General features: G+C 62.2%; 22 protein-coding genes. 15 read left to right on the top strand and 7 right to left on the bottom strand.

Annotated features, from left to right (window positions below; translation table 11 throughout):
• The first annotated feature begins 132 nt into the window (after window positions 1-132).
• The 5 genes from hemE to ACFELO_RS14255 all read left to right on the top strand — a co-directional run bounded on the left by hemE (window position 133) and on the right by ACFELO_RS14255 (window position 5,041).
• Entirely contained in the window at window positions 133-1,170 is a 1,038-nt protein-coding gene (gene hemE, locus ACFELO_RS14275) for a uroporphyrinogen decarboxylase (RefSeq protein ID WP_440958439.1), read from the top strand.
• A gap of 39 nt (window positions 1,171-1,209) precedes the next feature.
• On the top strand, window positions 1,210-2,271 hold the full coding sequence (gene hemH / locus ACFELO_RS14270; protein WP_440958438.1) for a ferrochelatase: 1,062 nt from the start codon (window positions 1,210-1,212) through the stop codon (window positions 2,269-2,271).
• Entirely contained in the window at window positions 2,268-2,723 is a 456-nt protein-coding gene (gene hemJ, locus ACFELO_RS14265) for a protoporphyrinogen oxidase HemJ (RefSeq protein WP_440958437.1), read from the top strand. The genes hemH and hemJ overlap by 4 nt, the downstream gene beginning before the upstream one ends.
• A gap of 229 nt (window positions 2,724-2,952) precedes the next feature.
• The gene (gene rho, locus ACFELO_RS14260) at window positions 2,953-4,275 is read left to right on the top strand and encodes a transcription termination factor Rho (protein WP_440958436.1); all 1,323 of its coding nucleotides are present in this window, start codon (window positions 2,953-2,955) and stop codon (window positions 4,273-4,275) included.
• 124 nt (window positions 4,276-4,399) lie between these two features.
• Complete coding sequence (locus tag ACFELO_RS14255; RefSeq protein ID WP_440958435.1) at window positions 4,400-5,041, top strand: glutathione S-transferase family protein; 642 nt, start codon at window positions 4,400-4,402, stop codon at window positions 5,039-5,041.
• Window positions 5,042-5,101: 60 nt separating this feature from the next.
• On the opposite strand, the gene ACFELO_RS14250 is transcribed toward ACFELO_RS14255, so the two are convergent.
• Both ACFELO_RS14250 and ACFELO_RS14245 read right to left on the bottom strand, forming a co-directional pair.
• A complete protein-coding gene (locus tag ACFELO_RS14250; RefSeq protein WP_440958434.1) occupies window positions 5,102-6,052 on the bottom strand; it encodes a glycerophosphodiester phosphodiesterase family protein in 951 nt (316 codons plus the stop codon).
• A gap of 10 nt (window positions 6,053-6,062) precedes the next feature.
• Complete coding sequence (locus ACFELO_RS14245; protein WP_440958433.1) at window positions 6,063-6,743, bottom strand: dienelactone hydrolase family protein; 681 nt, start codon at window positions 6,741-6,743, stop codon at window positions 6,063-6,065.
• Window positions 6,744-6,855: 112 nt separating this feature from the next.
• Here ACFELO_RS14245 and ACFELO_RS14240 point away from each other — a divergent pair, with 112 nt between their 5' ends.
• From ACFELO_RS14240 to ACFELO_RS14215, 6 genes are all read left to right on the top strand, one after another.
• Window positions 6,856-7,107, top strand: coding sequence for a DUF6489 family protein (locus ACFELO_RS14240; RefSeq protein ID WP_440958432.1), 252 nt, complete (start codon window positions 6,856-6,858; stop codon window positions 7,105-7,107).
• Window positions 7,108-7,116: 9 nt separating this feature from the next.
• On the top strand, window positions 7,117-8,448 hold the full coding sequence (gene mnmE, locus ACFELO_RS14235) for a tRNA uridine-5-carboxymethylaminomethyl(34) synthesis GTPase MnmE (protein WP_440958431.1): 1,332 nt from the start codon (window positions 7,117-7,119) through the stop codon (window positions 8,446-8,448).
• Between the two features lie 110 nt (window positions 8,449-8,558).
• Window positions 8,559-10,451: a tRNA uridine-5-carboxymethylaminomethyl(34) synthesis enzyme MnmG gene (mnmG, locus tag ACFELO_RS14230; protein WP_440958430.1), complete on the top strand. Its 1,893-nt coding sequence runs from the start codon at window positions 8,559-8,561 to the stop codon at window positions 10,449-10,451.
• Window positions 10,448-11,086, top strand: a complete 639-nt coding sequence (locus ACFELO_RS14225) for a 16S rRNA (guanine(527)-N(7))-methyltransferase RsmG (protein WP_440958429.1) — start codon at window positions 10,448-10,450, stop codon at window positions 11,084-11,086. The genes mnmG and ACFELO_RS14225 overlap by 4 nt, the downstream gene beginning before the upstream one ends.
• A 10-nt stretch (window positions 11,087-11,096) precedes the next feature.
• Window positions 11,097-11,915: a ParA family protein gene (locus ACFELO_RS14220; RefSeq protein ID WP_440959926.1), complete on the top strand. Its 819-nt coding sequence runs from the start codon at window positions 11,097-11,099 to the stop codon at window positions 11,913-11,915.
• Window positions 11,912-12,847: a ParB/RepB/Spo0J family partition protein gene (locus ACFELO_RS14215; protein WP_440958428.1), complete on the top strand. Its 936-nt coding sequence runs from the start codon at window positions 11,912-11,914 to the stop codon at window positions 12,845-12,847. Before ACFELO_RS14220 ends, ACFELO_RS14215 begins: the two co-directional genes overlap by 4 nt.
• A 110-nt stretch (window positions 12,848-12,957) precedes the next feature.
• On the opposite strand, the gene holA is transcribed toward ACFELO_RS14215, so the two are convergent.
• From holA to ACFELO_RS14200, 3 genes are read right to left on the bottom strand one after another with little or no spacing between them, the layout of a single operon-like run.
• Entirely contained in the window at window positions 12,958-14,004 is a 1,047-nt protein-coding gene (gene holA, locus ACFELO_RS14210) for a DNA polymerase III subunit delta (RefSeq protein ID WP_440958427.1), read from the bottom strand.
• Complete coding sequence (lptE, locus tag ACFELO_RS14205) at window positions 14,001-14,504, bottom strand: LPS assembly lipoprotein LptE (RefSeq protein ID WP_440958426.1); 504 nt, start codon at window positions 14,502-14,504, stop codon at window positions 14,001-14,003. Before lptE ends, holA begins: the two co-directional genes overlap by 4 nt.
• A 9-nt stretch (window positions 14,505-14,513) precedes the next feature.
• Entirely contained in the window at window positions 14,514-14,993 is a 480-nt protein-coding gene (locus ACFELO_RS14200) for a DUF3576 domain-containing protein (RefSeq protein ID WP_440958425.1), read from the bottom strand.
• A gap of 251 nt (window positions 14,994-15,244) precedes the next feature.
• Here ACFELO_RS14200 and ACFELO_RS14195 point away from each other — a divergent pair, with 251 nt between their 5' ends.
• Entirely contained in the window at window positions 15,245-16,429 is a 1,185-nt protein-coding gene (locus ACFELO_RS14195) for a hypothetical protein (protein WP_440958424.1), read from the top strand.
• Between the two features lie 97 nt (window positions 16,430-16,526).
• A complete protein-coding gene (locus ACFELO_RS14190; RefSeq protein ID WP_440958423.1) occupies window positions 16,527-17,090 on the top strand; it encodes an NtrZ family periplasmic regulatory protein in 564 nt (187 codons plus the stop codon).
• 4 nt (window positions 17,091-17,094) lie between these two features.
• On the opposite strand, the gene ACFELO_RS14185 is transcribed toward ACFELO_RS14190, so the two are convergent.
• Window positions 17,095-17,706: a thiamine phosphate synthase gene (locus ACFELO_RS14185; protein ID WP_440958422.1), complete on the bottom strand. Its 612-nt coding sequence runs from the start codon at window positions 17,704-17,706 to the stop codon at window positions 17,095-17,097.
• Here ACFELO_RS14185 and ACFELO_RS14180 point away from each other — a divergent pair.
• Window positions 17,705-18,400, top strand: a complete 696-nt coding sequence (locus ACFELO_RS14180; protein ID WP_440958421.1) for a YggS family pyridoxal phosphate-dependent enzyme — start codon at window positions 17,705-17,707, stop codon at window positions 18,398-18,400. The two genes, ACFELO_RS14185 and ACFELO_RS14180, sit on opposite strands and share 2 nt — an antisense overlap.
• Here ACFELO_RS14180 and ACFELO_RS14175 read toward each other — a convergent pair.
• Window positions 18,397-18,906, bottom strand: a complete 510-nt coding sequence (locus ACFELO_RS14175; protein WP_440958420.1) for a L,D-transpeptidase family protein — start codon at window positions 18,904-18,906, stop codon at window positions 18,397-18,399. The genes ACFELO_RS14180 and ACFELO_RS14175 overlap by 4 nt on opposite strands.
• 325 nt (window positions 18,907-19,231) lie before the next feature.
• Here ACFELO_RS14175 and ACFELO_RS14170 point away from each other — a divergent pair, with 325 nt between their 5' ends.
• Window positions 19,232-19,918, top strand: a complete 687-nt coding sequence (locus tag ACFELO_RS14170) for a response regulator transcription factor (protein ID WP_440958419.1) — start codon at window positions 19,232-19,234, stop codon at window positions 19,916-19,918.
• Window positions 19,919-19,999: the final 81 nt, after the last annotated feature.

Below are 19,999 nucleotides of genomic sequence, written 5' to 3'. Positions count from 1 at the left end.
GCGTCGCAGTTATCCACGTTATGGGCGCCTCTACTATCACCCCTTCTTTTCATTCAATGAAAAAGAACGGTATGACCGGGTCTGACCTGTCCGGGGAAAACCCTCAAACCCCGGCGCTGACGAGAGCTATCGATGACTGATCAGAACCAGCCCTTCCTGCGCGCCCTTGCCGGCGAGACCGTCTCTCCGCCGCCGATCTGGCTGATGCGGCAGGCCGGTCGCTATCTGCCTGAATATCGCGAAGTGCGCGCCAGCCAGCCGGACTTCATCAATTTCTGTCTGAACTCTGACGCTGCCGCTGAAGTCACGCTCCAGCCCATTCGCCGTTATGGCTTTGACGCCTCCATCGTCTTTGCCGACATCCTTTTGATCCCTTACGGGCTTGGTCAGAAAGTGTGGTTTGAGAAAGGCGAAGGGCCCAAGCTTGAACCCCTGGCGCTTGAAAATCTGGGGGCGCTGTCTGTCGAGAGAGCCAATGAAGTTCTCAGACCCGTCAGCGATACCATTCGCAAGGTTCGCGCAGGCTTGCCGGAGACCTGCTCTCTGATTGGCTTCGCCGGCTCACCCTGGACGGTCGCCACCTACATGATTGAGGGCGGTGGGTCCAAGGACCGGATCAACGCCCGCACGCTCGCCTGGACCCAGCCTGAGGCGTTTGACGCGCTCCTGAACCTTCTGGCTGAAGCCAGTGCGCAGTATCTCAAGGCGCAGGCCGATGCGGGCGCGAATGCGCTCAAACTGTTTGATTCCTGGGCGGAGGGCCTGCCGGACCCGCTGTTTGACCGGGTGGTGATCCGTCCGACCAAGCTGATCATTGATCGCTTGCGCCAGATGGGCGTGACCTTGCCGGTGATCGGCTTCCCGCGCGGGGCCGGGCCTCAGGCGGTACGCTACGCGAAGGAGACCGGCATTCAGTGTCTGGCGCTCGATCATGGGCTGGATACAAACTGGGCGCGTGAGGCCTTCCCCAGGGATCTGCCGCTTCAGGGCCAACTTGACCCGGCTGTGCTGCGCGCGGGCGGGGAGATGCTGGATTCAGAGATTGATCGCCTCCTTTCCGCCTGGGCGGGTCGGCCCTATGTCTTCAATCTCGGACATGGCATTCATCTGGATACGCCGCCTGAAAACGTCACGCGCTTGATTGAGCGTGTGCGGGCGTTCAAGGCTTAAATCTCTCTGGCGTATCCGGTTTCACACAGGAGTTGAGGCATGGCGCGGCGCATTGCAGTGGTGCTGTTCAATCTGGGCGGGCCGGACAGGCCCGAGAATGTGCGCCCCTTCCTGCGCAATCTGTTTCGCGATCCCGCGATCATTGGCGCGCCCGGCCCGATCCGGGAGTTTCTGGCCTGGCTGATCTCGACCACGCGCACCCGGGAAGCGACCGTCAATTACGCCAAGATGGGCGGCGGCTCGCCGATCGTGCCTGAAACCGAGAAACAGGCGCAGGCGCTGACTACGGCGCTGCAGGCGCGTCTGGGCGCAGACGACGAGGTGCGGTGCTTTCTCGCCATGCGCTACTGGCACCCCTTTGTGGATGAAGCGGTAAAGGCTGTGAAAGCCTATGCACCTGACGAGATTGTGCTTTTGCCGCTCTATCCGCAGTTTTCCACGACGACGACCGCCTCCTCCTTCAAGGCCTGGCGGGATGCGGGCGGGCCCGAGGCGCGGGCGATCTGCTGTTATCCTGAAAAGGCGGACTTTATCGCCGCCCATGCCCGTCTGATCGAGGCGGAGTGGGAGAAGGCCGGCAAACCCGAAACGGCGCGGGTGCTCTATTCGGCGCATGGCTTGCCCGAAGTCGTGGTCGAAAAAGGCGACAGCTATCAATGGCAGGTCGAGCAGACCGTGGCCGCGGTCAATGCGCGCCTGCCTGAAGCCCTGAAGAACCATGAGATCTGCTATCAGTCCCGCGTGGGCCCCCTCAAATGGATCGGACCGTCCACCGAAGAGGCCATCGAGCGCGCCTGCCAGGAGGGCAAGCACATCATCCTTACCCCGATCGCTTTTGTCTCCGAGCATATCGAGACGCTGGTCGAGCTCGATGAGGAATATGGCGATCTGGCGCGCGAGCATGGCGCGAAAGGCTATGATCGTGTTCCGGCGCTGGGGGATCATCCGGACTTCATCGCGGCGCTGGCCGGGTTGACGGTGGATGCGCTTACTGGCGGGACTGGCCTCAAGCCGCCGCAAGACCAACCGATTTGCCCGGCCAAATTCGGCCGCTGCCCATGCCGGGAAGCGGGCATGGCATTCAAGGATGATGCTGCATGATTGATTTTCTTCTGCCCGGCTCCATTGGCTATCTGGTCATCAAGGGGCTTCACATCATTGCGGTGATTTTCTGGATGGCGGGGATGCTCTATCTGCCGCGTCTGTTCGTCTATCACCATCAGTCTGTGGCGGGTGGAGAGCTGGAGGGCGCGCTTTTGATCCAGGAGCGCAATCTTCTGAAAATCATCGTCAATCCGGCGATGATTGCGGTCTGGCTTCTGGCGGTCACCATGATCATGGCAAATCCGACGCTGTTCAGTCAGGGCTGGTTCCATTTCAAGCTGCTGCTGGTGCTGTTGATGTCCGGCATTCACGGGTTTTACGCCGCGAGCGCCAAGAAGTTCGCCAAGGGCGAGCGTCCGCGCACGGAGAAGTTCTGGCGGATCATGAATGAAGGCCCGGCCATTCTGGTCATCTTCATCGTGCTTCTGGCTGTCGTTAAGCCGTTCTGAGCCTCGAAAATCATTGACCTTGAGCGCAGTGCGTGGCAGGGATTGGAGGACTCCTTGATAAGGATCCCTCCAATTGGCTGCGGGCCGCGCCGACGTCATCGTCTGACAGCGCCCGGGCTACCACCCAATTCCATAGTCGATCCGCGCCGGGGCTGGCGCAGTTCGTCGTCTGGTGTTCACCAGGGCCTGAACAGATCAGGCCTTGTGAACCAAGCTGTCTGAGAAACTCATGACTGATACCCCTGAAACCGAGCCGCAGGATGGCCGCGACTCCAATCCGGTTTCGACCCGTCGCATGTCGCTTCAGGAACTGAAGGAAAAGTCGCCCGCCGAGCTGGTGGAGCTGGCTGAAAGCCTTGATATCGAAAACGCCTCCTCGCTGCGCAAGCAGGGCATGATGTTCGCTATCCTCAAGGCCCTGGCCGATGAGGGCGCGGAAATCTCCGGTGGCGGGACGCTGGAAGTGCTGCAGGATGGCTTCGGCTTCCTGCGCGCGCCGGAATCCAACTATCTGCCGGGCCCGGACGACATCTATGTCTCCCCCAGCCAGATCCGCCGCTTTGGCCTGCGCACGGGCGACACGGTCGAAGGCGAAATCCGCGCGCCGCGGGACAATGAGCGCTATTTCGCGCTTCTGAAGGTCTCTTCGATCAATTTCGAGGAGCCGGAGAAATCCCGCCACAAGGTTCACTTCGATAACCTGACCCCGCTCTATCCCGATGAGCGGTTCAACATGGAAATCCAGGATCCGACCAAGAAAGACCGGTCGGGCCGGGTCATCGACATCGTGTCGCCGCTGGGCAAGGGTCAGCGCGCCCTGATCGTGGCGCCGCCGCGGACCGGTAAGACGGTTCTGATGCAGAACGTCGCCCACGCCATCGAGACCAATCACCCTGAATGCTATCTGATGGTGCTGCTCATCGACGAGCGTCCTGAAGAAGTGACCGACATGCAGCGCACGGTGAAGGGCGAGGTCGTGGCCTCCACCTTTGACGAGCCGGCGACGCGTCACGTCCAGGTGGCTGAAATGGTGATCGAGAAGGCCAAGCGCCTCGTTGAACACAAGCGCGATGTGGTCATTCTGCTCGATTCCATCACGCGTCTGGGCCGCGCTTACAACACCGTGGTGCCCAGCTCCGGCAAGGTGCTGACCGGCGGTGTGGACGCCAACGCCCTGCAACGTCCCAAGCGCTTTTTCGGTGCCGCGCGGAATATCGAGGAAGGCGGCAGCCTGACCATCATCTCGACCGCGCTGATCGATACCGGCTCGCGCATGGACGAGGTGATCTTTGAAGAGTTCAAGGGTACCGGCAACTCCGAGATCATTCTGGACCGCAAGGTCGCCGACAAGCGCGTCTTCCCGGCCATCGACATTCTCAAGTCGGGCACCCGGAAAGAAGAGCTTCTGGTGCCGCGTCAGGATCTGCAGAAGACCTATGTCCTGCGCCGGATCCTCAACCCGATGGGCACTCAGGACGCGATCGAGTTCCTGCTTTCCAAACTGAAGGAAACCAAGAACAACGCCGAGTTCTACGACTCCATGAACACCTGATTTATCAGAGCTTTATCGTGTTACAGCGGCCGCCCTACGGGGCGGCCGTTTGCGTTTGGGGCTAGCGTTGCGGGTTTGAGATATGGGAGGATGCTTAAAAGCTAAAGTATCGGGGAGGAAACCGATGTCTGAACCCAATATTACCCTGTATCACGCGCCCATGTCCCGCTCTGTGCGGGTGCGCTGGTGTCTTGAGGAAATGGAGCTGCCGCACCGCATCGAAAATCTGGGACCGATTACGGCCAATCAGCGCGGCAATATGGGCGGTGAAGCCTTCAAGGCCATCAATCCGATGCAGAAAATTCCCGCGCTCAAGGATGGCGATCGGGTCATGCTGGAATCGGTGGCGATGGTGGAATATCTCGTCACCAAATACGGTCCGACCGATCTGGCGGTGACGCCGGATGAGCCGGATTATGATCGCTATCTGGAATGGATGCATTTCAGCGAAGGCACCATGTCCATGGCGGTCAATCTGACCCTGGCGCACACCACGCTCCTGCCCGAGGATCAGCGCAATCCGGCGCTCGCCAAATGGGCGCGGATGGAGCTCGACAAGCAATTCAGGCTGATCGCCGAACGCGGTCTGGGAGAGGGTCGGGCGTATCTGGCCGCCAACCGCTTTACGGCCGCCGATATCGCGCTGGGCTATCTGTTCTACCTCTTGAAGATCGTCAAACAGTTTGATGGCGCGCCGGATGTCGTGCGGTCCTATTTTGATCGCTTGCGTCAGCGACCGGCCTGGCAGCGGGCCAGCGCGGATTAGGCGCAAAAAAGCCGGCGAGGTCACTCGCCGGCTTTTGCTTGTTCTGGTGGTGCAGAGCGCCTAGCCCTGCGCGGCGGGGCAGGCCTCAAGCAGGGTGCGGGACGCGGTATGGGCGTCCAGCGCTGCGGCTGCGGCCGGGACATCATCGACCGAGATCACTTCCGCACCGTTCTGATTGAGCAGCTGGTAATCCACGGTTCCGTTCCGCTCGCCGCCAAAATCACCAAAGCTGGTTTCAAGGCCGAGACTGGCGAGCACGCCATCCCATTCAGGATGGCCGGTTCCCACGCCAAGCCAGATCGTGGTCCGGGTGAAATCCACGCCGCCCTGATCAAGACGCTCAAGGTCTTCAGACGAACGTGCGCCGGTGGACAGCGCCACCTCCGGCAGGATGCCGGCAAGGGTGATGGCGTCATCAATGGAATAGGTGATCACGACCGAGCGATCCACCGCATCCGCCGTCACGAGGGCCGCTGCGATCTCGTCAAAGCTCGTATCCTTGAGATCGACCTGGGCGAAGCCGCGACCCTCGAGGAAGGCGAGGGCGTCCGAGAAAGTCGGAACGCCTTCATCCAGCTCAGTACCGTCCACATCCACGAGGCGCAGCCCGGAGATCTCGTCATAAGTCATCTCGTCCACCCGGCCCGTGCCATTGGTGGTGCGATCAACCGTATCGTCGTGCATCAGGATGAGCACGCCGTCGGCCGTCTTGGCCACGTCCATTTCCATGAACAGGGCGCCGTCATCGAGTGACGCCTGCATGGCGCCGATGGAGTTCTCGGCTGCGCCGGGGCGATCCCCCGTCCGGTGCGCCTGCAGCAGGGTCACGCTCTGCTCGCGGGCGCAATCGAGATAGGCGGGCAGATCCACGCCGGTGAGCCAGAGATCGGCCGCCGCCGCTTCAGCATGCTCGGCATGAATATCGGGAAGATCGGCGGTTTGTTCGGGCGCTGGCGCTTCCGCAGAACACGCTGCGAGGGCGAACAGGCTGACGCCAAGAAGGAAGCGCATGCAGGTTTTCCTATTTAAGGTTTTGATTCAAGAAGTTGAGTGATCGTCCGTTGGCGAGTTCAGCATCTTCGGCGTGATAGTGCGCCCCACCGGGCCGCGCGAAGGCGTGATCGCGTTCTGCATAATGATGTATCGTGACAAGTCCATGCTTGGAAAGCGCATCCATGATCTCGCCTTGCGCCTGGGGAGGGACATATTCGTCCTTGCCCGCAATATGCAGCATGAGCGGATGTTTGATCGCGGCGGCTTCACCCAGACGGGTCTGGATGTTCACGCCGTAAAAGCCGACACAGGCGTCTGCATCGGTGCGGCAGGCGGTGAGATAGGCGAGCTGTCCGCCCAGGCAGTAGCCCACAGCGCCCACCTTGTCCGCGCCCTCGGCGCGCATCTGGGCGATGGTGGCGGCCACATCGCGAATGCCGGCATCGACATCGAATTTGCCGAACAGATCAAAGGCCTTTTTCCAGTCCTCGTCGGTTTTGTCCGTGATCTGAATGCCGGGTTCGATGCGCCAGAACAGATCCGGGCAGATCGCCGTGAAACCCTGGGCGGCGTAGTCGTCACACAGCTCGCGCATGACCGCGTTCACGCCGAAGATTTCCTGCAGGACAATCAGCACCGGACCTTCGCCGGTCTTGTAGGCGGAAAAATCGCCGTCCGGGCCGTGAATGATGATGTCTGAACCTGGCATTTGACGTCTCCTTGCGTATCTGAGCACCCGGCTTTGTCATGCGCTCTGCGGCGGCGTAGACTGGGCCTTGAATGCTCCGCTCCCAGCGTGGCGACACTGAGGCGAGGCCCCCATGAAGGTCAACATCAATATCGAGTGCACCCCTGAAGAGGCGCGGACCTTTATGGGCCTGCCTGATGTCACGGGGTTGAATGCCCAGCTGGTCGAGGAAATGAGCAAGCGCATGAGCGCCAATATGGACGCCATGGAGCCCGAAACCCTGATGCGGTCCTGGATGACCATGGGGGGTGAGTGGCAGAAGCATATGATGGGCCTGATGAGCCAGGCGGCGACCGGCCGTTCGACGTCCACTGACAAGAGCTGATCTGATTTCATGAGCGAGACGATCTTTGCACTGGCGAGCGCGCCGGGCCGTTCCGGCGTGGCGGTTATCCGGGTGAGCGGGCCTGAGACCGGGGCGGTTCTGGATGCGGTGGCCGGCTTGCCGCGACCCAGGCCGCGTCTGGCGGCGCTGCGCGCTTTCCGAAGCGGTGACGGCGTGGTGATTGATCAGGGTCTGGCGCTCTGGTTTGAGGGGCCTGCGAGCTTCACAGGCGAGGATTGCGCGGAGTTTCACGTGCATGGCGGAAGCGCCGTGATCGAGGCCATGGCCGAGCGGTTTCTGGCCTTGGGCGTGCGCGCGGCCGAGGCGGGCGAGTTTACGCGCCGCGCCTTCCAGAACGGCAAGATGGATCTCACTGAAGCCGAAGGCCTCGCCGATCTCATTGATGCGGAAACCGAGGGCCAGCGCGAGCAGGCGCTGTCGCAGATGACCGGTGCCTTGCGCAGCCTTTACGAAGACTGGCGCGAGCAATTGATCTCTGTCCTCGCAGCGATCGAAGGGGAGGTGGATTTTCCCGATGAGGAGGATGTGCCTGAAACCCTGTCAGAAACCGCGGGTCCGCCGCTTGCGATGCTGGCGGACGCTTTGACCGCACACCTGGAAGACGGGCGGCGCGGGGAGCGGGTGCGGGAGGGCTTCTCCATCGCCCTGATCGGCGAGCCTAATGCTGGCAAATCCACACTGCTCAACGCTCTGGCGCGACGCGATGCGGCGATCGTGACGGACATTCCGGGCACCACGCGGGACGTGGTGGAGGTGCGTCTGGTGCTGGCCGGCTTCCCGGTGATCGTGGCGGACACGGCGGGATTGCGTGATGCGGCTGATCAGGTCGAGGCGGAAGGCGTTCGCCGGGCGCTTGAGCGCGCTCAAAACGCGGATCTGCGTCTGGGCGTCGTCGATGTTTCACGTGAAACACTGCCGCCCAAACTTCTGGAATCCCTGACGGCCGATGATGCGCTGGTTCTGAACAAGGTCGATCAGGGACGATCGCTTGATGTATCGGATGAGCTGGGTATGACCCGCTTCGAGTTGAGCGCGAAGTCGGGGTCCGGATTGCCTGCCCTGGAAGGCTGGTTGGAGGGTGTGGTGCGGGAGCGGCTGAGCCGTCGCGAAGCTCCGGCCTTGTCTCGCGCTCGCCATCGACAGGCGGTGGAGCGGGCGCTCGAACATCTGAAGGCGGCGCAATCGCAATTGGCGCGCGCGCCGGAGCTGGCCGCGAGCGATGTCCACCTGGCGATCCGTGCGCTCGAAAGCCTGACGGGCCGTATTGATGTGGAAGATGTGCTCGACCGGGTGTTCAGCCAGTTCTGCATCGGAAAATAGGCGCCATATTGAGGCCCTGAAGCCCGGCTAATCCCTCGACTCCGAATGTCGGGCGCCTTATGTAAGCCGCCCCGGCGCGACGCAGCGAACCCGCGCCCGAGAGTTGACCCATGAGACTTGATCAGACCCAAGCCCAGGCGCAGCCCTGGGACGTGATTGTAATTGGCGGCGGCCATGCCGGCTGTGAAGCGGCCAGCGCATCGGCGCGTCTGGGCGCACGCACGCTGTTGCTGACCCACAAGGCCTCCACGATTGGCGAGATGTCCTGTAACCCGGCCATTGGCGGTCTGGGCAAGGGGCATCTGGTGCGTGAGGTGGATGCGCTTGATGGTGTCATGGGCCGCGTGGCGGATGCCTCAGGCATCCAGTTCCGCCTGCTCAATCGCTCCAAGGGCCCGGCTGTGCGCGGTCCGCGCACCCAGTCTGATCGCAAGCTCTATCGCGAAGCCATGCAGGCGGCGCTGTCTGAACAGGCTAATCTGAGCATTGTCGAGGCGGCGGCCGAGGATCTCATTATCGAGAATGGACGTTGCTGCGGCGTCATGGATGGCGAGGGTCGGGCCTATCGCGCGGGCGCTGTGGTGCTGACCACGGGCACCTTCCTGAAAGGCGTCATCCATCGCGGCCATGAGCGCATTCCGGCGGGCCGTCATGGCGAAGCGCCAGCGAATGGTCTGTCAGAGACGCTTTATGGTCTGGGCCTGCGCATGGGCCGGTTGAAGACCGGCACGCCGGCGCGTCTGGATGGGTCGACCATTCATTGGGATCAGCTGGACATGCAGGCGGCGGACGAGACCCCGGTCCCGTTCTCCTTCCTCAATGATGTGATCACCGTCCCGCAGATCGCTTGCGGCATCACCCGCACCACGGAAGCCACCCACAAGATCATCGCGGACAATCTCGATCAGTCCGCGGTCTATGGCGGCGCGATCTCGGGACGGGGACCGCGCTATTGCCCCTCCATCGAGGACAAGGTGGTGCGCTTCGCCGACCGCAGCCAGCATCAGGTTTTCCTGGAGCCCGAAGGTCTGGATGACGACACCGTTTATCCGAACGGCATTTCCACCTCGCTGCCCGATGTGGTTCAGGACGCGTTCCTGAAGACCATTCCGGGGCTCGAGGATGTGAAGGTGCGCCGCTATGGCTACGCGATCGAATATGACTACGTCGATCCGCGCGAGTTGAGCGCCGCTCTGGAAGTGAAAGCCATGAGCGGTTTGTTTCTGGCCGGACAGATCAATGGCACGACCGGATACGAAGAGGCAGCGGCCCAGGGCTTGATGGCGGGCTTTAACGCGGCGCTAAAAGCGTCCGGCTCTGATCCCTTCATCCTCGATCGCTCTGAAGCTTATATCGGGGTGATGATCGACGATCTGATCACGCGCGGTGTGACCGAGCCCTATCGTATGTTTACCTCACGCGCCGAATATCGCCTGACGCTTCGGGCTGATAATGCGGATCAGCGCCTGACCGACAAGGTGATTACTCTGGGCGCGGCGAGTGTTTCACGTGAAACATCCTGGCGTCAGCGTCAGGCCGATCTCGCGCGGGCCCGGGAACAGGCGACGACCCTGACCCTGACCCCCGCTGAAGCCAAGCGCCATGGCATCAAGGTCAATGAAGACGGCAAGCGCCGCTCTGTCATGGAGCTGCTGAGCTATCCTGATATCGGTTGGAGTGACATGGTGCGCATCTGGCCCGAGCTCGGAGAGATCAAGCCGCGCGTGGCCGAGCAGGTGGAGATCGACGCCGTCTATCACGGCTATCTCGACCGCCAGCAATCGGACATCCTGGCCTTCCGCCGGGATGAGGGCGTGCGTATTCCCGCCGATTTTGATTACGCTCAGGTGGGCGGCCTCTCCAACGAAGTTCGCGAGAAGCTGATCAAGGCGTCTCCGGATACTTTGGGTCAGGCGGCCCGCATTGAAGGCGTGACCCCGGGTGCGTTGACCGCGCTTCTGGCCAATCTCAAGCGTCGCCCGGCCGGAGCTCAATCAGCATGAACGCGTCAGACTACGGGCCTGATCAGTTTCAGGCCGAAACCGATGTTTCACGTGAAACACTCGAGCGCTTCGAGATCTGGCGCCGGCTTCTGGACGAGACGAGCGCTCACACCAATCTGGTGGGGCGGGGGACGCTGACGGACTTCTGGCATCGCCATGCGCTCGATAGCTGGCAGGTCTTTGAGCTCATGCCCGAGGCGAAACGCTGGGCGGATCTGGGTGCAGGCGCCGGTTTCCCGGGCCTTGCCATTGCGTTCGCCCTGATGGAGCGCCATGGGGGCGACGGCCATGTGCTGATGGTGGATTCGGTCGCCAAGAAGATGGCCTTTGTGAACCAGGTCATTCGAGAGACCAAAGCCCCCGCGATTGCGCGTGCCGACCGGGTGGAATCGATCCATCCTGTCCCGGAGGTCGATGTGGTCACCGCGCGCGCCATGGCGCCGCTTGGTAAATTACTCGGTTACGTTCATCCTTTTGTGGATAAAGGGGCTGTGGCCCTGCTTCCCAAGGGTGCACGGTATAAAGAGGAATTGACCGAGGCGCGGAAAAGCTGGACTTTTGAAGCAGAGGTCTTGCCGAGCCGGACATCGCCCGAGGCCGCTATTCTTAAAATCAGGGGGCTTGCCCGTGTCTGAAGAATCCCGCATCGCGCCGCCCAAGGTTATTGCCGTGGCGAACCAGAAGGGGGGCGTGGGCAAGACCACGACCGCCATCAACCTGGCGACCGCACTCGCGGCCATTGGCCAACGCGTCGTGGTTCTGGATATGGATCCGCAAGGCAACGCCTCGACCGGACTGGGTGTGGCGCGCGCAGACCGACGCGCAACCTCCTATGACGTTCTGGTGGGTGAGCGCCCGCTTCAGGATGCGCTCATCGACACGGATGTGCCGGGCCTGGCGATCATCCCGTCCGATGTGGACCTGTCAGGGGTTGAGCTTGAACTGTCAGATGCGCCGCGGCGTTCCTACAGGCTTCGCCATGCCATTGATCGCTTCCGTCGGACCCTGGCGGGTATGGGCGAGCATTGCGATTACATCCTGATCGATTGCCCGCCTTCGCTGAACCTTCTGACCGTGAACGCCATGACGGCGGCGGATTCCGTGCTGGTGCCGCTGCAGACGGAGTTCTTTGCGCTCGAAGGTCTGACCCAGCTGATGCGCACCATTGAACTGGTCCGGGGCAATCTTAATAAATCCTTGGAAATCCAAGGGGTTGTCCTGACAATGTATGACCGTCGCAATAATCTGTCCGCGCAGGTGGCGGCGGATGTGCGCGAGCATTTTGGCGACAAGGTGTATAACACGGTCATACCGCGCAATGTCCGCGTTTCCGAGGCGCCGAGCTTCGGCAAGCCCGTGCTGCTGTACGATCTCGAATGCGCCGGCGCCCAAGCCTATCTGAAACTGGCCAGTGAAGTGGTCAAACAGGAGCGGCGCGCAGCTGACGCGCTGACCCCCGCATGAGTGCAGACGACCGCAAACCGAGCCGGGGCCTGGGCCGCGGCCTGTCCGCCTTGCTGGGCGAGGGGGAAGAGGCCGAGGCGATCCGCGCCGATAGTGCAAATGCGCCCCGCTCCAGCGCCAATCGGAATGGCGTTCAGACCCTGCCGATCGAGCTGATCGAGCCCAATCCGGACCAGCCGCGCAAGGTGTTTACCGAGAGCGATCTGGCCGAGCTTTCGGAGTCCATCGCCACAAAAGGCCTGTTGCAGCCGATCCTGGTCCGTCCGATGCGTGGTGAGACCGAGCGCTACCAGATTGTCGCCGGCGAGCGTCGCTGGCGCGCGGCGCAACGGGCGCAGCTGCATGAAGTCCCGTGTCTGGTTCGTGAGCTAACCGATCGCGAGACCTTGGAAATCGCGATCGTCGAGAACGTCCAGCGCGCCGATCTCAACCCGGTTGAAGAGGCTCGCGCTTTCCGCCAGCTGGTGGAGACCTTCGGTCATACCCAGGAAGAAGTGGCCAAGGCCGTGGGCAAGTCTCGCGCCCATGTGGCCAACACGCTGCGCCTGCTGGCGATGCCAAAATCGGTTCTGGCCTATCTTGAAGAGGGCGCCATCACCGCAGGTCATGCGCGTGCTATCGCCACAGCGCCCAATCCTGAAGCCCTGGCCGAACAGATTGTCCGTGATGGTTTATCTGTGCGCGCCGCTGAAGCCCTGGCGCGCAACGCATCAGGCGCTAGCGCGCCCGAACGCAAGGCGTCCTCTGGCGCGCCTCAGGCCAAGGATGCGGACACCCGCGCGCTTGAATCAGACCTGTCCTCGCGTCTGGGTCTGGCGGTCGAGATCAAGGCTAAGGGTGAGCAGGGCGAGCTTCGGGTGAAGTTCTCCAATCTCGAGCAACTCGATGATGTCTGCCGCCGTTTGAGCCAGACGGGTTCAGGCGCGTTCTAGGTCCTGAGAATCATGCGTGTGAGAGCGTCTGAAGCGTAGACAGATACGATGTTTCAGATTTCAGGCGCTCTCAGCGCGATTTTCTTATAAACCACTGAGATAATTGGTATTTATCGACGCAGCTGAGCGGCTGCGCGAGACAATCTCAAAATCAGGTCGCCGACGATCGCTTCGGCGGGGGCGCCGGAGCGCTTGACCGCTCGCTCAGCGTCGAAGGCGTATTTGCGCGCCTGATCGAGCCGACGTCCGGTCCAGAGTTTGGCCGAGCGCTTGAACTGATCGGCCGGCGGGCCGAAGCGCGGTGCGCCGGCCCTTGCGAGCGCACCGGCATCACCGCCGCCTGAATGGAAGGTGTCGAACTGGTCAATGCGGCGCTGCAAGCCTCGCAAGATGCCCACCGGATTGAGCCCGGCTGACAGTCCGCGCGCATAGGCGGCGTCCGCTGCCCGCACATCACCGCTGAGGGCGGGATCAAGGATCTGGTCCATGGCGGCTTCAGACCCCACCGCCGAGATGTCGGTGATGTCCTGACGCGTGATGACATCCGCTTCACCACCGCGCTGCTCGGCGAGTCCCTTATACAGGATCAGCTTGTCGATTTCGCTGCGGGCAAGGGCGCGATCGCCCTCCAGGAAGGGCGCGAGCATGGCGCGGGCGTCTGAGTCCAGAGACAGGTTCTCGGCCCGGAACATCTCCTCGGCGAGCCCGATGAGATCGCGCGCGGTGTCTGCATAGCAGGGCGCAGCGAGGGTGCGTTTGCCGTCCTCAACCGTCTTGCGCAGCTTGGAGGTCTTTTTCAGATCGCCCGATTCGATCACCAAAGTGGCTTCTGAGGGCGTAACACCTTCATCCACTTCAGCAATCAGCTTTGCGACAGGCGCCGAATCACCTGTCAGGCGCAGGCGGACCAGACGTGGCTCCCGGGTCAGCGACAGCGCTGCCAGAGCGTCCGCCAGAGCGGCGGGATCGGCCTTGATGTCATCATCAGTCAGGCGGGTGACAGTGAAGGGATCATCAGGATCCCTGACGAGCGCTCTGGACAGCGTGTCGGCGCGTTCGCGCACCATGCCGCCATCCGGCCCGTAAATCAGATAGACCGTGTAGGAGCCGTCAGGTTGGGCGAGCGCCCGGTCTGCATCCCGGGTCTTGAGCTTCACCGGTTCGTATTCGCTTCGCGCTGGCGCAGCGCGACCGCGATCTCCCGCACAAGACGTTCGGCCATGGCCTCTGCCGCCTGCTCTTCGGCGTTTGAGGCGCCCGAGACGAGCGAATAGGGATCAGAGCCGGCGTCAAACAGGGATTCTTCATGCAGACGGCCTTGCGCGATGACCGCGCCGCCAGCATCGGTGAGACTGTATTCGGTGGTGATGACCAGTGCGTACTGACGCGCGATGCCGGTCGCGCTGAGCCCGAGAGAGCGCTGGGCGATCTCGTTATCAAGCGTCAGATGATAGGGGCTGCGTCCTTCACCGAGGAAATCGCGCAGCGAATCCTCGATGAGGTAATCCACGCGCTCCTGTCCCCGGCTGATCTCCAGACCTGGAAGCTGGCTGAAGCCTGCCCCGCCATAAAGCGGCTTGAAGCCGCAGGCGGACAGGCTGATCAGCGCAACCGTCAGCAGGCCGGTGCGAAGCAGGGAGGAGCGCAGGGACAGCATGAGCCGCGCCTAGTCCTGGATGGTCTGGATACGCAGCTGGCGAGCGCGGGTCAGAATGGCGTTCTCGACCTGAATGCGGGTCGCAGGATCGACTTCGGCGTCCACCCACTCGCCCGCTTCGCTGCGCACCTGTTTGAACAGTTGAACAGACAGGGCGTCCGCACGCAGGCGGGTATCGAGAATGTAGACGGTCGCCTTGAAACGCTCGTTCTGGATTTCCGGGTTGGCGTACCAGTCGGTGATGATGACGCCGCCGAACGGATCCACTTCAGAGAGCGGCATGAAGGACAGCACTTCCAGCGAGGAGCGCCACAGGAAGCTGTTCACGCCGATGCCGGCTTCGGGCGCGTCGCTGACTTGCCCGGCGCCGCCGAACACGCCGCCCAGAAGACCACGATCCTGAGAACTGTCGCTCCGTGAGGCGCAAGCGGCCAGGCTCATGACGCAGGCGGCGACGGCGAACGGGGTGATCAAACGGCGAAACAACATGTAAGCGGCTCCCGGCCAAGCAGTTCTGCGCCGGTCTTCGACGCGTCTTTGTCTTATTGCTCTATACCATGCCGGTGCCGGGACGCCAGTCTTCAGGCTGGCGCTCTGGGAGGAACAGCTGTTGTTTTCATGTCACAAATATTCACATCTGCGGTTAGACCGGCGCCGTCAGCTTGACGGTTCGGGGCTGATAGTCGGAGAAAACAAGGGCACGTCCGGGGGGACGGGGCCGTTCGGCGAGGCCACGAGTTATGACCTGTTTCCGTAAGACGCTGATTTCATGCGTCTTCTCAGGCGGGCTCGTGGCCGCGCCGACAGCGGCATGGGGCCAGGAGGCTCCCGGGCTCTCCAGATTTTTTCCTGATACAGAGTTTTCGTTCGAAGCTGATCTCGATCTTGTGGTCGGTTTTGGCGATACGCATGCGCCCAAGGATGCGCCCTATGCGGATCTGTTGTTGCGCGGTTCTTCGGAAAGCTTCACGGACCGGGGTTGGCGCTTTGGCGTCGAGGCGCAGACGCGTCTGACCACCGGGGATGGCCGTCGCGGCCTGGCCCGACCGGGTCTGACAGGTCCGGTCGAGAGCGGACTCCCGGTCGCGGGGCTTCTGACCGGATTGTCGTCCGATCCGGGTCTGGACGCCTCAAGTTCGCGCATTCTGGTCGAAAAAGCGCAGATTTACCTGCAAACGCGTTGGGTGAAACTGCGGGCCGGACCCGGGGAGACCGCTGCGGTTCAGGAAGCGTCCCGGCCCTTGCACGTCTTTCGACTGAGCCGGGCCCAGAGCGGCGCGATCGATCCCGGCGGTCTGAATATCGCCGACACCAATCTCAGCCTGGCCGAGGGATCAGCCGGGCTATCGGTGCAAAGCCAGCGGATTATCGGCTTGCGCGTGTCCGCTTCCTTTGCGCCCGAAGCCGATCCTTGCGCCCGGAGCTGTCATCCGGCCGGGCGTCAGGTGCTGCGCGCCGATCTCAAATCGGTCTGGTCGCTGGCGGCCAGCTTTGACCGGCGCATTCCGTCCTCGGGCGTGCGCTGGAGCGCTGCACTGGGCTATGAACACGCGCAGGCGGACGGGGCCGCGGCCGCGATCTTTGACGATCCCTGGCTGGTGCGCGCCGATCTTGTCCGCGAAGCAGGCGATTTGACGGTGAACCTGTCGGGTCTGACCGGGTCAGACGGGTATCTCGACGCCGATTATCATAGTCTGGGCCTGAACTTGGCCTATGAGCAGGGCGATTGGGTCTACGGGCTGGAGCTGGGGTATGGCCGCAGTGATCTGGTTGAGACCGAGAGCCGGAGCGTGCTCGTGGGCGCGTCCAGACTGGTGGGCGAGCGCGGCCTGATCGGCGTGGGCGTGATGAGCGTGCGGGAGAACGGGCCGGGCGCAGACCGCGACAGTCTTCAACTGCTTGTGGAGACAGGGTTGCGTTTTTGACACGCCCTGACCTGATTGTGCGCCTGCGGCCAGTCAGGCGCCTTACCAGCGTCACATCGCTCCGCTATATGTGAGTGTGAACTGTCTGGATGGACCCATGCGTATCAACACGCTTCTTGCGACACTGCTGTGCACCGGCGCGCTCTGCGCCGGCGGTTCGGCGTATGCGCAAGACTCCAGCCAGGACAATGCGTTCGCGCTGACCGGCGGGGCTAGCCTGGCGCCGGTTTTGGAACCGTTTACGCTGTCCCTGCGCGGCTTTGACTCGCTGGGCGCCGCCTCCGAGACGGCTCAGGCCGATATCAGCGCGCCGACCCGTCCGGTCGTGATCGAGGATCGCGGTTCGGCGTCGGCGCTGCCCTGGTATGAGCGCTTCACCCTGGCGCCGTCCGAAACCCGGTCGGTCTGGGCGCAGCCCTCTGACGAGTTCCACCTGCAAGCGGGTGATCGCTGGGGCGTGACCCTGGGATATATGGCTCCGGCGCGTGGCGCTCAGGGCGTTGACCTTGAAGACTTCAGCGCTGGCGCGTTCTACGAATTCTCCGAGCATTTCCGCTTTGGCGGTGAAGTCCGCTTCACCTCGCCCGAAGAGCAGGTCTTTGGCGAGGACGGCCAGGACAAGGCTCCGGAAATCCGGTTTGAGTCTGCGTTCCGCTTCTAGGCGCTTACCGCGGCCCGCCCAGTGCGCCGACAGCGCCAGCTCCTGAAATCCCGAGATTTTCCAAACGCTTGATTGTGCGGGTATTCACGCCGCCCAGTGCGTAGACCGGCATGGGGCTGTGCGATGCATAGGCGGCCAGCCTGAACGCGCCCATGGGCCGTTTTGCGCTCGGGCTGTATGACGCAAACGTGGTGGAGACAAAGGCGAGATCGGCCAGACCCTGCGCCTGTCTGAGGGCCATGGGGCTATGGGCGCTTGTGCTGATCAGCCCTGAAGAGCGTCGGACATTGGTGCGGTTGAGCAGTCGTTCGGGCCAGTGCACGCCATCCGCGCCCGTCAGACGGGCCAGATCAGGCTCCGCTGCGATCAGGCAGAGCCCGCCTAAATCCTGACGGATGCTCACGACCTCACAGGCCTGACGGCGGATCCTCTCCTGACCGAATGTGCGCACGATCATGCCGATATCGGTGGGCAAGGCGTGCGCCAGTGCGACAAGGTCCGGCGTGCGCTGTGGGTCTGTCAGGCAGAACAGGGCGGGAAGCGCACCGCGCGGCCCGTCGAGCCGCCGGGCCAGACTTGCCAGCCGCGCTGTATCATCATACCCCCTGATCCCCATGACAGACCTTTATCCCTCTTCACCGGACGGCATCGCTGCGGCGCGCGCCGAGATTTTGAACCGGATCGCCAAAGCGGCCAAGCAGGCCGGGCGGTCACCCGCCGACATTGATCTGGTGGCGGTCTCCAAGATCCAGCCTGAGGATCGCGTGGACGCCATGCTGGCGACCGGGCAGTGCATCTTCGGCGAGAACCGGGTGCAGGAAGCCCAGAAGCGATGGTCAGAGCGCCGAACGAGCTATCCCGATCTCGAGCTGCGCCTGATCGGTCCCTTGCAATCAAACAAGGCGGATGACGCCTGCGCGCTCTTTGATGTGATCGAGACGCTGGATCGCGAAAAGCTCGCGGGCGCGCTTGTCAAAGCCATGGAGAAGACCGGGCGTCGCCCGGCGCTCTATGTGCAGGTGAATACAGGTGATGAGCCGCAAAAGGCGGGCCTCGCCGTCAATGAATGCGTGGAGTTTGTGCGCCATTGCCGGCGTGATCTCGATCTGCCGGTGGAAGGCCTGATGTGTATTCCGCCGGTGGAAGAGCCTGCTGCGCCCCATTTCGCCCTGCTCGCCAAGCTCGCGGCGCGGGCGGATGTGGCGAAACTCTCCATGGGGATGAGTGCGGATTTCGAGCTGGGCGTGCGTCTGGGCGCGACGTCTGTTCGGGTTGGTTCGGCGCTTTTTGGTGAGCGAGACGCTCATTAGGGCGCAATCTCGATCCAGTCCCGAGGCGTCAATCGGCTCACCAGCTCGATCAAACGACTGCGCTCGATCGCAACGCAGCCTTCGGTCGGTTTGAAGGCGGGCGAGGCGCAGTGCAGGAAGATGGCCGAGCCGAGACCGGCTTTGGGCGGGTCGTCATTATGGCCCAGCACGACAACCAGATCATACAGGCCGTCCTCGCGCGTCATCGTCTCGTATGACGCCGGATAAGGTAGGCGGACCGGCTGGTTATAGGCGGGATCCTGCGGCGCATCACACCAGCCGTCATCGGGACGGATCGGATCGATCACCAGCCCGGTTTCGGGTTTGTCGATGCGGTCAGCGCGCCAGTAGGCGCGTCGTACGGACCAGCGCCCGATCGGGCTCATGCCATCGCCTTCGGTCTTCTTCTCCGCCTCAATCACGCCGGATCGGCCGATCGCACACGGCGCTGTGAAGTCCGGTCCTTGGAGCTGCTTGCGGCTGGCGCTGGCGGAATAGATCGGCATGGCGGAGCCCCGCGGGTCTAGGGAAATCCCCTTATATGTAACACTTATCCGCAACCGTGCGGGGTCGGCGACGGAGCCGTATTCGCCTGTTTGACAAGGCGTTGACGCGCTCCGCTCGCCTCCCCCACCACGGCGGGAGGCCTCACGAAAAAATTCGCAAGGCTCACAAAGCCGTCAGGCAAGTTTCACGCCGTTTGAAGTACATCGGTTCTGCAAAGAGATTGCGCGTTTGCCGTTGCGCAATCAGGTGCGGACAGGCAAGGCTTGCCGGTAGACTTCTACCGGTCGGCACACATTGTCGGTCCGCCCGACTGGAGACAGAACCATGACGAACAAAAAGACAATCCTTCTGGTTGATGACGACGATGATCTGCGCGAGGCGCTGGCCGAGCAGTTCGGATTTGAAGACGATTTCAAGGTGCTGACGGCGAATGCCGCAAAGCCGGGCATGGAGCTGGCCAAGTCAGAGCCGGTGGACATCATCATTTTTGATGTGGGCCTGCCGGACATGGATGGCCGCGAAGCCTGCCGTCATTTGCGCAAGGACGGGGTGAGCACGCCGATTATCCTTTTGACCGCCCAGTCCGGCGATGCGGACCATGTGCTGGGCTTGCGGTCGGGCGCGGATGACTTTCTGGCCAAGCCGATCAGCTTTGTCGTCTTGCTTGAGCGCGTGCAATCGCAACTGCGTCGTCACCAGCAGAGCGAGGATGCGGTGCTTCAGGTCGGGCCCTACCGCTTCAAGCCGTCCATGAAGATTCTGATCGATGGCGAGGATCGCAAGACCCGTCTGACCGAGAAGGAAACCAATATTCTCAAGTACCTCTATCGCGCCGGCGGACAGCCCGTGGCGCGCGAGGAATTGCTCGACCAGGTCTGGGGCTATCACCGCGAGGCCAACACCCACACGCTGGAAACCCATGTGTATCGCCTGCGCCAGAAGATTGAATCCGATCCCCAGCATGCGCGTCTTCTGATCACTGAAAGCGGCGGATATCGCCTGCAGATGTAAACATCAACCTCAGGTATGAGCATTGATCCGCCAGAGCCGAACCCGGCTCTGGCGGTTTTTTTTCGCAAGTATTTCAGCTGC

Origin of the sequence: Oceanicaulis sp. LC35, assembly GCF_052055585.1 — a bacterium.
Lineage (GTDB): Bacteria > Pseudomonadota > Alphaproteobacteria > Caulobacterales > Maricaulaceae > Oceanicaulis.
Note: the sequence above shows the minus strand (reverse complement) of the source record. Positions and strands in the feature narration are given on the sequence as shown.